The sequence below is a fragment of the Gammaproteobacteria bacterium genome, assembly GCA_021647245.1.
Taxonomy (GTDB): Bacteria; Pseudomonadota; Gammaproteobacteria; order RBG-16-57-12; family RBG-16-57-12; genus JAFLJP01.
Genome location: JAKIVC010000001.1, coordinates 80,301 through 93,951, shown reverse-complemented (window position 1 = coordinate 93,951; position 13,651 = coordinate 80,301). Strand labels below are relative to the sequence as shown.

Annotated in this window: 10 protein-coding genes; 9 read left to right on the top strand and 1 reads right to left on the bottom strand. The window is 50.2% G+C overall.

The annotated features are described in order from the left end of the window. Positions 1-26 precede the first annotated feature (26 nt). From cheY to L3J94_00445, 9 genes are all read left to right on the top strand, one after another. The gene (cheY, locus tag L3J94_00485; protein ID MCF6217231.1) at positions 27-419 is read left to right on the top strand and encodes a chemotaxis response regulator CheY; all 393 of its coding nucleotides are present in this window, start codon (positions 27-29) and stop codon (positions 417-419) included. 43 nt (positions 420-462) lie between these two features. Beyond that, on the top strand, positions 463-1,191 hold the full coding sequence (locus L3J94_00480; protein MCF6217230.1) for a protein phosphatase CheZ: 729 nt from the start codon (positions 463-465) through the stop codon (positions 1,189-1,191). A gap of 9 nt (positions 1,192-1,200) precedes the next feature. Continuing rightward, complete coding sequence (locus L3J94_00475) at positions 1,201-3,303, top strand: chemotaxis protein CheA (protein MCF6217229.1); 2,103 nt, start codon at positions 1,201-1,203, stop codon at positions 3,301-3,303. Between the two features lie 10 nt (positions 3,304-3,313). Beyond that, positions 3,314-4,471 carry a chemotaxis response regulator protein-glutamate methylesterase gene (locus tag L3J94_00470; GenBank protein MCF6217228.1) on the top strand — a complete coding sequence of 386 codons (1,158 nt, stop codon included), beginning with the start codon at positions 3,314-3,316 and terminating at the stop codon, positions 4,469-4,471. Positions 4,472-4,473: 2 nt separating this feature from the next. Further along, positions 4,474-5,214: a flagellar motor protein gene (locus L3J94_00465; GenBank protein ID MCF6217227.1), complete on the top strand. Its 741-nt coding sequence runs from the start codon at positions 4,474-4,476 to the stop codon at positions 5,212-5,214. A gap of 66 nt (positions 5,215-5,280) precedes the next feature. Further along, entirely contained in the window at positions 5,281-6,081 is an 801-nt protein-coding gene (locus tag L3J94_00460) for an OmpA family protein (GenBank protein ID MCF6217226.1), read from the top strand. 273 nt (positions 6,082-6,354) lie between these two features. Then, the gene (locus L3J94_00455; protein MCF6217225.1) at positions 6,355-7,551 is read left to right on the top strand and encodes a methyl-accepting chemotaxis protein; all 1,197 of its coding nucleotides are present in this window, start codon (positions 6,355-6,357) and stop codon (positions 7,549-7,551) included. 83 nt (positions 7,552-7,634) lie between these two features. After that, positions 7,635-11,324, top strand: a complete 3,690-nt coding sequence (gene metH, locus L3J94_00450; GenBank protein ID MCF6217224.1) for a methionine synthase — start codon at positions 7,635-7,637, stop codon at positions 11,322-11,324. 80 nt (positions 11,325-11,404) lie between these two features. Next, a complete protein-coding gene (locus tag L3J94_00445) occupies positions 11,405-11,965 on the top strand; it encodes a heme-binding beta-barrel domain-containing protein (GenBank protein MCF6217223.1) in 561 nt (186 codons plus the stop codon). A 62-nt stretch (positions 11,966-12,027) separates the two neighbouring features. On the opposite strand, the gene L3J94_00440 is transcribed toward L3J94_00445, so the two are convergent. After that, positions 12,028-13,422, bottom strand: coding sequence for an OmpA family protein (locus L3J94_00440; GenBank protein ID MCF6217222.1), 1,395 nt, complete (start codon positions 13,420-13,422; stop codon positions 12,028-12,030). Positions 13,423-13,651: the final 229 nt, after the last annotated feature.

Sequence of the window (13,651 nt, the reverse complement as noted above, 5' to 3'; positions counted from 1 at the left end):
TTCAGATAATTACAAGGTGAGCTTCAATGCCTGCGAATCCTAACATGAAGATCCTTATTGTGGACGACTTCTCCACAATGCGACGCATCATTAAAAATCTTCTTCGAGATTTGGGTTACAACAACACAGCGGAGGCGGATGACGGCCAGACTGCACTGCCTCAGCTTAAAAATGGTAATTTTGATTTTTTGGTAACCGATTGGAACATGCCGGGTATGACCGGTATTGAGCTTCTTAAGCTTGTTCGAGCTGATGAAAACCTCGCTAAGTTGCCTGTCTTGATGGTGACGGCGGAAGCTAAACGTGAACAAATTGTTGATGCTGCGCAATGCGGTGTCAATGGCTACATCATCAAACCTTTTACAGCCGCCACTCTCAAAGAAAAAATCGACAAAATATTTGAACGCATAGACGGTTAACAGTGCTCCCGTGTTTCCTCTTACCTAGGACGACTCTTTAAATATGTGCGACTCGAATACCCACCCAGAGATGCTCTCTATAGCCGAAAAGCTAGTGGTCGAATTAAAGGCTGGAAATGACGAGCAAGTGACACTGTTGGTTGATGAGCTGGCTCACATTAGAGAGGGTGAGCTGTTTCAGGAGATTGGTAAGCTCACCCGGGAGCTACACAGCTCAATTGCCAGTTTCGAGGTGGACTCAGAGCTTTGTGATATTACCAAAAGTGATATTCCCGATGCAAAAGAGCGTCTGAATTACGTCATCACCATGACCAATCAATCTGCCAACAAAACACTGACAGCGGTTGAAAGTGCCATTCCTCACTGTGAAATGTTACAGGAAAAATCGATTGAGCTACGAGCCGAGTGGAAGCGTTTCGTAAATCGAGAGATGAGTGCAGAAGAGTTTCGCAGGGTAAGTAAAACCCTTGAGGGGTACTTATCTGAAAGCGAAGGCGAGTTGGATGCCGTAAAAGACGCGCTTAATGAGATTTTGATGGCGCAGGAGTTTCAGGATCTGACCAGTCAAATTATCAATCGTGTCATCAAAATGGTTGAAGATGTAGAGGCTCACTTGGTCAATATGATAAAGGCCACGGGTGGTATGCCGGTTGCAGATAAAAAAGATGAAAAAGGTAAGTTGGAAGGGCCACAAGTTCCTAGTTTATCCAAATCAGATACGGTTAATGGACAGGATGAAGTGGATGATCTGCTCTCTAGTCTAGGCTTTTAAGGGTTAATTATGTCGTTTGATGCTGATGACGAAATACTTCAGGACTTTCTGGTTGAAGCGAGTGAGATCCTTGAAGAGCTCTCCGAGCAACTGGTTGAGTTAGAGCACTCCCCCGATGATAGCGAACTGCTGAATACTGTTTTTCGTGGCTTTCATACCATTAAGGGCGGTGGAAGCTTTCTCAGCCTAACGGGGCTTGTGCAGGTTTGTCATAGTGCAGAAGATCTTTTTAATCTTTTGCGCAATGGTGAGCTTTCAGTCAATGCAGGGTTGATGGATGTGGTTTTACGGGTTCTGGATGTCGTGAATGAACAGTTTGATGAGCTGCGCGAAGGGACAGAGCCCTCACTGGCACCACCAGAACTATTGCAACAACTTGAAGCACTTAAGAGGTCGCCAGACTCAGCGAAAGCCGAAGCAGCGGCTGCGCCTGAAGCTGAAGTGACACCAAGCGCACCTGCTACAGACGAGTCGGTGAGTGCGAGTGATGATGTTTTTTTCGAGGCGGATGTCACGCCTAATGCCCCAAGTGATTCCGATGAAATCACCGATGAAGAGTTTGAAAACCTGCTGGACCTGTTGCAGGGCGAAGACGGCAAAGATGTGGCAACCGCACCGGCATCTGATGAAATCACCGATGATGAGTTTGAAGCACTGCTGGATCAACTGCATGGTAAAACAGGTACGCCTGCCCCCGTTGTTGGCGTTAAAACAGCGTCAGCTCCCCCGGCTCCCGGTACCCTTAGTGATGCTGACGAGATCAGCGAAGATGAGTTTGAAGCGCTGCTGGATAAAATTCACGGTAAAAGTGGCGAGCCAGCTCAAGCCGCCTCGACACCTCCACCGAAAGCCCCCGCCACTAATGAACCTGCTAAAAAAGAGGCGGCCTCACCCGCGGCTGTAAAAGAGCCCGTTAAAGCGGCACCACCACCTAAAGCAAAAAAGCCAACCGCACCTCAGGGTGAAACGACGGTGCGGGTGGATACCAGTCGCCTAGATGACATCATGAACATGGTGGGTGAGTTGGTATTAGTCAGAAACCGCCTTGCAACACTCGAGGCGGTTCAGGTCGATGAAGAGATGGCAAAAGCGGTTGCCAATTTGGATGTGGTCACCGCTGACCTGCAGTCTGCGGTAATGAAAACCCGTATGCAGCCAATCAAAAAAGTCTTTGGTCGTTTTCCGCGAGTTGTGCGCGACCTGGCGCGGAGCTTAAAAAAGGAGGTCGACTTGGTCTTGCAAGGAGAAGAGACCGACCTGGATAAAAACCTCGTTGAAGCACTTGCTGATCCACTGGTTCATCTGGTGCGAAATGCAGTGGATCATGGTATCGAGATGCCTGACAGCCGTGTTAAGGCGGGAAAAGAGCGGGCAGGTACGGTTACTCTTTCGGCTGAACAGGAGGGTGATCACATTCTTCTCACCATTTCTGATGATGGTGGCGGTATGGATGCCGATGTGTTGCGTAAGATTTCGGTGGAAAAGGGCGTTCTGGAGCCGGATGCGGCCGCTCGCCTGAGTGATCAAGAGTGTTTTCAGTTGATTTTCGCCCCCGGATTTTCCACTAAGGCAGAAATTTCAGACATATCCGGCCGTGGTGTCGGTATGGATGTTGTCAAGACCCGTATTGTACAGCTGAATGGCTCAGTTGAAATTAGCTCTGAGCTGGGAGTGGGCACTACGCTACAGATAAAAGTACCACTCACCTTGGCGATTATGCCGACCTTAATGGTTTCACTGAAAAAACAGATTTTTGCTCTGCCGCTGGTTAATGTTAATGAGATTTTCCATCTGGATCTCCGTCACACCAATGTGATCGATGGTCAATGTGTCATTATGGTGAGAGAGAAAGCACTGCCACTCTTTTATCTCGCTGACTGGCTGGTGGGTGGTAGCGAACAGAAGGATGAGGGGCACGTTGTGGTGGTCAGTGTCGGTTCGCAAAAAGTTGGCTTCGTGGTTGATCAGCTGGTTGGTCAGGAGGAGGTTGTGATTAAACCACTGGGCAATATGCTGCTTGGAACAGGTGGGTTAGCCGGTGCTACAATCCGGGGTGATGGAAAGATCGCATTGATTCTGGATGTACCCAGTTTAATGAAATCTTACGCCTGATGGAGGCTGAATGTCGGTACGTGTACTGGTAGTTGATGATTCGAGGTTTTTTCGCAAGCGTATCGAAGAGATTCTGAAAGCTGATGGCGGGATAGAGATTGTTGGTTTCGCCGTAAATGGTAAAGAAGCGGTTGAGATGGCCGCCAAACTCAAGCCTGATGTGATCACCATGGATGTGGAGATGCCCGTAATGGATGGCATTACGGCGGTACGAATGATTATGAAGCGCAGGCCCGTGCCGATTTTGATGTTCTCTTCATTAACAACCGATGGCGCACAATCGACACTGGATGCCTTAGATGCGGGTGCGCTGGATTTTATTCCCAAACGGTTCGAAGATATCTCTAGCAACAGTGATGAGGCGAAGTTATTGCTGCGCCGAAGAGTTAAAGAAATTGCTCGCCGAGGCCATGCCGTCAATATGCGGATTCGGCATGCTGCTGTAAATACGCACCCAGCTTCAACGGCAGTGGCTGAGCGCCCAGGCTCAATTATCCCCCGTAACAAACCGATCCCACGGCTGCCGATTCGCTCCCATGAATCATCTAAACAAAACGCTGCCACTGCGACATCCTCGCGGACACAGCCCCGCGAGGCGGCGGACATTAAATTGTTGGCCATTGGTACTTCAACCGGTGGCCCTGTGGCCCTGCAAAATGTATTAACCGCGCTACCTGCTAATTTCCCACTACCCATTCTCATGGTTCAACATATGCCCGGTACCTTTACACCCGCATTTGCTCAGCGCTTGAATCAGGTGTGTGCTATTACCGTCAAAGAGGCGCAAGAGGGTGATCTGTTGCAGCCGGGTGTGGCTCTGCTTGCCCCCGGAGGTATGCAGATGAAGATTGCGCGCCGTGGCAGCCAATATATTGTCAAAGTGGAGGCGGGTGACCCTAAGCTTAACTACAAACCGAGTGTCGATGTCACCTTTTCTTCGATCGCCGCCAACTTTAATGGGCGCACGCTGGGGGTGATACTGACCGGTATGGGGGCCGATGGGCGTGAGGGGTGTCGCACACTTAAACAGAAAAAAGCTGAAATTTGGGCCCAAGATGAAGAAAGCTCCGTGGTATATGGCATGCCTTTTGCTGTTTTTGAAGCAGGGTTGACCAACCGAGTCCTCCCGCTGACTGAAATAGGCTCGGCAATATTGCAAGGAGTATGAGATTGGATTATATAGCCTTGGTAGGCTTGGCACTCGGGTTGCTCGCCGTACTCGCGGGGCAACTTATTGAGGGTGGATCACTCTTAACGCTGATAAATGGCCCTGCTTTTTTGATTGTTGTGGGCGGCACACTGGGAGCCACCATACTGCAATCTCGCTTGCCGGTTTTTAAGCAGAGCATGCGCTCACTGCCCACGGTATTTACGCCACTTGAGATCGATGATAAACAGATCCTCAGAAAAGTAATGCGTTGGTCGACTGTGGTACGCAAAGAGGGCTTTCTGGGGCTTGAGCCTATCATGAATCGAGAGCAAGATCCTTTTGCTAAAAAAGCACTCTCCTACCTTGTAGACGGTATTGTTCCGTCTAGTTTGCGTGATGCGCTCGAAATGGAAATCTCGCTGAGGCAAGAGTCGGAAATTGAATCGGCAAAGGTTTTCCTCGCCATGGGTGGTTATGCGCCTACCATTGGCATTGTTGGTGCGGTAATGGGTCTGATCCATGTGATGCACAACTTGACAGAGCCTGAGCTGTTGGGTGCCGGTATTGCGACTGCTTTTGTTGCCACAATTTACGGTGTTGGGTTTGCGAATTTGGTCTTTATTCCCATTTACAATAAGCTCCGTAGTCTCACCGCTATCCGGTGCCGTTATCGCGAAATGTTGATGGAGGGGGTTGTTGCGATTGCAGAAGGTGAGAACCCTCGATTTATCGAATCAAAACTGAAAAGCTTCCAGACGTAGCCCGCCATGACACGTAAATATCGCAAGCGCCACATGGAGCAAGACCCAGATATACATGAGCGCTGGATGGTCTCCTACGCTGATTTTATTACCCTTCTGTTTGCCTTCTTTGTTGTTATGTATGCCATCAGTATCAGTAAAGAGGGGTCGCTTAGTGTTGTGAGTGACTCTATTGAGCGGGCATTTACACCACAAGATACAAGTAAATCGGTCGCTGAAGATGATGCCGCCTCTTCAACAGAAAGTTCACTCAGTGTCATTGACTTGAATGGTGGTGAGGGCGTGCTTGAAGGGCATGAGTCGCCATCGCCCCCGGTGCCGGAAATATCTGAATCAATGGCTAAGTTGCAAGAGCTGGCAACTCAGGGTGTGATGAAGCCGGTTGTTGATGAAGTAGAGAAGGCGCTTGAATCCTTGATTGAAGAGGGGGGGGTCAACATCACCAGTGACGATCTTTGGGTGCAGATCGACATCGAAAGCAACCTGCTCTTTGAGAGTGGCCTGGCTCAGCTCAATAACAACGTCACCTCGACGATGCGCTCACTTGCACGGGTACTCGAGCAGTTTTCCCATAATATTCAGGTGGAGGGGTATACCGATAATGTCCCGATTCAGAACGAAACTTATCCTTCAAACTGGGAGTTGTCGGCTGCCCGCTCAGCCAGTGTTGTTCACCTTTTCGCACAGAGTGGCGTGGATCCAAAACGGATGTCGGCTGTCGGTTTTGGTGAGTTTCGGCCAGTAGCTGAAAATGATACCCCACAAGGGCGTGCTAAAAATCGGCGTGTGGTGATTGTGGTGTTGGCGGATCAACAGGCGGGTCGACTGATTGAGCTTCAGCAACAACTGCAAGTAGATGACCCATAAATTAAGCCTCTTGTTATGAGCCGCATCGCTTATTTGAGATGGATTGAAAACCCCATGTTAACTGGCATAACCCTCTGTATTAAAAGTGTTTATTATCTGTTTGGCCTGCCTGCTATTCGCGTAAAAATAAAGTTGCCCTATAGTATAGAGGCCTCAATGTATATTTTGGGGTAAGTGAATCGGTGGTTGTGACGATAACAGCGGGTATAACGAAAAAATATTTTACGCATAGGATAAATAGAGCGTGATCAAGCATTGTATGGAGGGGGTTGAGTGAAGGGGCGTGATCGGATATTTCTGGGTGTGGTCTTAACATTTATTGTGGCGGGAGTGATATACCAACTTTCCTCCCCCCTCTATAATATTCTCTTACTTTTTGTGGTCTCCGGGTATTGGGTCTATACGCTCTTGCGGATGAAAAAAAACGGTGAAGCAGCGGCTAAGCTGGCGCTAAGCGAGGCACGTCAGGAGATAAAACAGAAAATCATTGAGATCAACCATGACACCGCTCAATTTGGTGTGGCGCAAGTCAGCGCGGTTTCTGAAGGGTTGGGAAGTGCCCGAAATATTATCTCCAGTGCGGTGGAGGGTCTGTCGATGGGCTTTCAGGGTATGGAGAGCAAATCTCGGCTCCAGCTCGACCTTACGATGCAGATGATGCAACGCTTGACTCCCGATGATAATGCCGGTGGAAAAAGCCTGGCAGATGAAGTGGCAGATATCATGGGGATGTTTACAGAAAACCTGACCATGATGCGAGATGATAGTTTGGCCATGGTCACATCGCTCAATGCGATGAAAGAGTATATTTCTGAGGTTGATCGTCTGCTGCATGAAATTGATGGGATTAGTGCACAAACAAACCTGCTGGCACTCAATGCGGCAATTGAAGCGGCAAGAGCAGGCGAGCAGGGGCGCGGTTTTGCGGTGGTGGCAGACGAGGTGCGTGCCCTCTCAACACGAAGTCATCTATTCAGCGAGCAGGTCAGGGGCAAGTTTACTGTAGTTAAACGTGAAATGGAGGTGGCCAGCCGGGTTGTGGGAAAAATGGCCTCCCGTGATATGACAATGTCGATTAACTCCAAAGATCACCTTAATGATTTGATGCGGGATATTGAGGATATTAACCGCTATGTGGCGCAGAAACTCAGTGAAGTCTCAGGCGTTTCTGAAGAGCTAGCGGTTGATGTAGGCAATGCCGTAAGATCACTCCAGTTTGAGGATATATCTCGACAGCTGTTAGAGCACATGGAGCACCGTGTACAGGGGCTGAATCAGGTGGTTGGCTGTGTGACTCAATTTGAGAGCGACATGGTTGAGATAATGGCCTCACCCGGTGCTCAACAAGAGGCGCTCTATTTTGAGCGCATTGAACAGTTACAAAACCAGCTCAATGAGATCATGGCGGCGATACGTGATACCCCTGTCAGCCATGAAAACATGGATGAAGGCGAGGTGGAGCTATTTTAGTGTTCACCGGTTTCTATCCGGGGGTTAGGGAGATATAATGGCGTACTTTCGTCAATGCCCTCTACATTAGGTTGGAAACGCCCATGTCAACGCACACCACCCGTGCACAGCTACTCAGTGATGCTCTCAAACAACGTATTCTGATTCTCGATGGTGCCATGGGCACGATGGTTCAGGGCTATGCTCTGGATGAGCAGGGCTATCGCGGAGAGCGTTTTAGTGACTGGCATTGTGATGTAAAAGGCAACAATGACCTATTGGTGCTCTCTCAGCCCGATATCATTAAGGCGATTCACAGCGAATATCTCGAGGCGGGTGCCGATATTCTGGAGACCAATACCTTCGGTGCCACCACCATTGCAATGGCTGACTACGACATGCAGGCGCTCGCCTACGAGATGAATGTGGCGGGTGCCCGCCTAGCACGCGAGGCGTGTGATGCTTATGCAACCTCGGAGCGTCCTCGCTTTGTCGCGGGTGTACTCGGTCCTACCAATCGTACCTGCTCGATCTCTCCTGATGTCAATGATCCCGGCGCACGCAATGTCACCTTTGATGAGCTAGTGGAGGCTTACTCTGCGGCGACTAGGGGGCTGATAGAGGGTGGCTCCGACATCATTCTGATCGAGACCATTTTTGATACCCTGAACGCCAAAGCGGCTATCTTTGCCGTACAAAGTGTCTACGAAGCGTTAGATGTTGAGCTGCCAATTATGATCTCCGGCACCATTACCGATGCTTCGGGTCGCACCCTGTCGGGACAAGTGACAGAGGCGTTCTACAACTCGCTGGTACACGCTAAGCCGATCTCCATCGGTTTGAACTGTGCGTTGGGTGCCGATGAACTACGACAATATGTAGAGGAGCTGTCACGGGTGGCAAGCTGCTATGTGAGTGCCCACCCCAATGCCGGACTGCCAAACCCGCTGGCACCTACCGGCTATGATGATACGCCCGAAAACATGGCAGGCCTGATCCGTGAGTGGGCCCAAAGTGGCTTTTTGAATATTATCGGTGGCTGCTGTGGCACCTCCCCCGCCTTTATCAAAGCAATTGCGGATGCGGTTGCGAATCTTCCACCACGCAAAATCCCCGACAATCCTGTCGCCTGTCGCCTGTCAGGTTTGGAGCCGCTCAATATTTACCCAGAATCACTGTTTGTTAACGTGGGTGAGCGCGCCAACGTAACGGGGTCGGCGATGTTCAAGCGGTTGGTGTTGTCGGGTGACTATGATCAGGCGCTGAGTGTGTGTCGCAATCAAGTTGAAAATGGTGCTCAAATTATCGATGTCAATATGGATGAGGCGATGCTGGATGGTAAGCGGGCGATGGTTACCTACCTGAAGCTGGTCGCCTCAGAACCCGATATTTCCAAAGTGCCGGTAATGGTTGACTCCTCTAAGTGGGAGATTATTGAAGAGGGTCTGAAGTGTATTCAGGGGAAAGGAGTGGTCAACTCGATCTCCCTGAAAGAGGGTAAAGCGCAGTTTGTGAAGTATGCGAATTTGATCAAAAGATACGGTGCGGCAGCGGTGGTGATGGCGTTTGATGAGAAGGGCCAAGCCGATACTTTTGAGCGCAAAACGGAAATTTGTAAACGCTGCTACGACATTCTGGTAAATGAAGTGGGTTTCCCGCCAGAAGATATTATTTTTGACCCTAATATTTTTGCCATTGCGACGGGTATTGACGAGCATAACAACTATGCCGTGGATTTTATCGAAGCGACCCGTTGGATTAAGCAAAACCTGCCCCACGCAATGGTCAGTGGCGGCGTTTCAAATGTCTCCTTCTCTTTCCGTGGTAACAACCTGGTGCGTGAAGCGATTCATGCGGTATTTCTCTACCACTGTTTTAAAGCCGGTATGGATATGGGTATTGTCAACGCGGGTCAATTGGCGGTTTATGATGATCTGCCCGACGAATTGCGAGAGCGGGTGGAGGATGTGGTGCTTAATCGCCGCTTGGATGGTACAGATCGACTGCTGGAGATTGCTGAAAAATACCGTGGCGATGGTATCGAGGCAAAAAAAGAGGACCTGGCGTGGCGAGAGTGGCCGGTGGGTAAACGCCTTGAACATGCGCTGGTGAAGGGTGTAGATGCCTATGTAACCGAAGATGCCGAAGAGGCGCGCCTCTCTTTTGATCGACCGATTCATGTCATTGAAGGCCCCTTAATGGACGGTATGAATGTGGTGGGCGACCTGTTTGGCGAAGGGAAAATGTTTCTGCCGCAGGTAGTGAAATCGGCCCGGGTGATGAAAAAGGCGGTCGCGCACTTGATTCCGTTTATCGAGGAGGAGAAGGCCGAGGGTGCCAACAAGAGCAATGGCCGAATTTTGATGGCCACGGTGAAAGGCGATGTGCACGACATTGGCAAGAATATCGTCGGCGTTGTGTTGCAGTGTAATAACTTCGAAGTTATCGACTTGGGGGTGATGGTCTCTACCGCAACCATTTTGGAGGAGGCGAAAAAGCACCAGGTGGATGTGATCGGCCTCTCTGGGTTGATTACCCCCTCACTGGAGGAGATGACCCACATTGCCAAAGAGATGCAGCGTCTTGGCATGAGCACACCGGTGATGATTGGGGGGGCGACAACCTCTAAGGCGCACACCGCAGTAAAAATAGCCAATAACTGCGACCATCCCATCGTGTGGGTGAAGGATGCTTCCCGTGCGGTGGGTGTGGCTCAGAGTCTGATCTCCCCTGAGTTGCGGGGCAACTTTGTTGATAAGCTGCAAGTGGATTATCAGCGGGTGCGTGAAGGCTTTGCCGCCCGTCAAAAAGAGGCTAGCTCGGTCACTTTGAGTGATGCCCGTGCCAATAAAACTCCAATTGATTGGAGCCACGGCGTTGCTCCCGCCCCCCGCACTCTCGGAGTGCAGGTTTTTGAGGGTTACCCCCTTGCTGAAATTGTTGATTACATTGACTGGACACCCTTTTTCCACGCTTGGGAGCTAAAGGGGCGCTACCCAAATATTCTGGACGATGCCACTAAGGGCGAAGAGGCACGCAAAGTGTTTGCTGATGCTCAAGTGATGCTTAAACAGATTATCGAGCAGGCGTGGCTCAAGGCCAATGCGATTATTGGTCTGTTTCCGGCCAATGCGGTGGGAGACGATGTTGAAATATATGAAGATGAATCCCGCCAGAGCCGATTAGAAACCTTCCATTTTTTGCGGGTTCAAAAGCAGCAGCCAAAAGGTAAAGCAAACCGCTCTTTGTCCGATTTTATTGCCCCTAAAGAGAGCGGTCAGCCTGACCATATGGGCTTCTTTGCACTCACCACCGGCTTAGGGATTGAGCAGAAACTGAGTGAGTTTGAAGCGGCTCATGATGACTACAGCGCAATTATGCTGAAGGTGCTGGCGGACCGTCTCGCTGAAGCTTTTGCCGAATTGATGCACGAAAAGGTACGCAAGCAGCTGTGGGGTTACGGTGTCGCCGAAGTGCTGAGCAATGAGCAGTTAATCATGGAAGATTATCAGGGAATTCGACCCGCACCCGGCTATCCAGCCTGTCCGGAGCATACTGAAAAAGGGGTGATCTGGAAGCTGCTGAATGTAGCGGATAACATCGGTCTTGAGCTAACAGAAAGCTACGCGATGGTACCCACCGCAGCGGTGAGTGGTTTCTACTTCTCTCATCCACAAGCCAGCTACTTTTCGATTAGTAAAATCTATAGGGACCAGGTTGCCGATTATGCCAAGCGCAAGGGCATGAGCCTGGAAACTGCTGAAAAGTGGTTGGCTCCCAACTTAGGCTACTGATGCTTAACCGGCCTACCTCTCGCGTGTAGGGGGAGGCTGGTAGCTTTAAAATAATGTGTAAATTTGATGAGGTAGCCGAAATGGCTCACGAAAATGATACTGATTATGGGCCGCTCACCGGGTTGATAGGTACTTGGCAGGGTGACAAGGGAATGGATGTGGCACCTGAGCCAGATGGGCCAGATAATAACCCCTATTATGAGACCATTACCTTTGAGGCTGCCGGTGACGTGGATAATGCGGGTGAGCAGTTTTTGTCGATTGTTCACTATAAACAGGTGGTGCAGCGTAAATCCAACGATGAAATATTCCACCATCAAGTGGGCTACTGGTTGTGGGACGCAAGCAAGAAATTGGTAATGCAGTCGTTTACGATTCCCAGAGGTGTGGCGCTGGTGGCGGGAGGCGTGGCTGTGGCTGAAGATGAAACGATTGTGATTGAGGTCGCCGCAGGTGGTCGCAGTGCCGAATGGCCCATTGCTCAGTCGCCATTTATGCTTGATAAGGCGCGTACCTTGGCATTTGATCAGCAGCTAACACTGCGCGGCGATTGCCTTCACTACCGGGAAACCACGTTGTTGGATATCTACGGTAAGTCGTTTGAACATACCGATCAGAATGAGTTGCTGCGGATGCAGTGAGTAGTGGGGCGTTGAATAATGGCCCCCTTCACCCATTGAACCGGATGAAGGGGGTATTGGTTTTAGCGTTTAAGAATATGCAGCTCTACGCGACGGTTTTTCATCCGCCCATCGGCTGTGTTGTTATCTGCAATCGGATTGGCCGGCCCATACCCTTTGGCTTGCAGGCGCTGTGCGGAAATGCCACGATCCGTGAGGAAGGTGACGACCGCCTGAGCACGTTTTTGGGAGAGTTGTTGATTGAAGCTCTCAGCACCGCGGTTATCGGTGTAGCCAGAAACCTTGATCTCCAACGTTGGGTAGCGCTTCATGGTGCTTACCACTTGATCCAGCTCGATGCCGGATGCTGAAGTCAGCTCAGCCGAGCCTGTTTTAAAAGTGACACCCTTTAGCACAATCACTTTAGCCAGTTTGCAACCACTTTCATCAACCTTGGCACCCATTGCACTATCAAGGCACTGGTCGATATTGTCCAAGACACCATCACCATCCCGGTCAGCAATACACCCTTTGGCGTTGACGGAAACACCTGCTTCGGTGTTTGGACACGCATCCAGCGCATCGACAACACCATCGCGATCACTATCTTTCTCGCAGCCATTAAGATCGACGGTACGCTCAGGCGCGGTATCAGGACACTGATCAAGGGCATCTGTTACACCATCACTATCAGCATCTTTTTCACAGCCACGCTGGTCGACTATGCGTTCAGCAGGCGTATCAGAGCAGCGGTCCACCGCATCAGCCACTCCATCATTGTCACTATCTAAAGCGCAACCATTCGCATCAACGGCATAATTTTGCGCTGTGTTGGGGCAGCGGTCACTGCTGTCTGCAATGCCGTCATTATCGCTGTCTGTTGAGGCTGCTGGCATCGGCTTAGGTGCAGGCTGGGGTTTGGGTGCCGGCTTGGCTTTCTCACCAAAGGGGATCATCAAACCAACATTGAGCAGTAGATCTTCAAAGCGATCCGCACCCAGTATTCGATTTTCTTCGTCGAGTCGGTAGCGTAGCTCAGCGCGTAGCTGCATAGCATCACCGATTGGCTTCATCAGGCCAAGGCCGATGTTGGCGCTGGGGTTGATGGCAGCGTCGCCCGTAAGGGTGGTGCGGAGCATACCAACACCTAAAATTCCGTAGGTGGAGAGGTCGCTACCCCGATTGAAAAAATAGAGACCATCAAGCTGTAGCCCGGTCTGTTTATACTCACCACTACCACTCTCAAAATCCAAAGTATCGAAGTTGAAGTTAAGCTCAAGGTTCCAGCGCTCAGACAACTGCTGGCCCAGTGCAATTTGTGCACCGAAGCCATTATCAGAATTACGGTCCTTATCGGCCTGAATATAGGTGAGCATGGGCGTGAAATATTGCCCCGATGGCTCTGCCACGGCGTTACTTAGCGGAAGTGACACCAGTAATGAAGTGCAGATCAGTAGTGGTGATAACGGTCTTTTCATTTTCCCATCCCTCTGTTTTTCGAGTATCTAACTTATATTTTGAGGCGACAGTGTAGAGGATAGCGGTGATAAATAAAATAGACCACGACTCAGATTGGAAGCGTATTTTGAGTAGCCTGAGTGGTTTGAAGCTGAAAGTTGTTTTTTACAATTTACAAAGAAGGATCTCTTCTCCCGCCTCTACTTTAAGGGTCGTGACTGGGGCAGCTGTTGTCTATGCTGCGGGTGT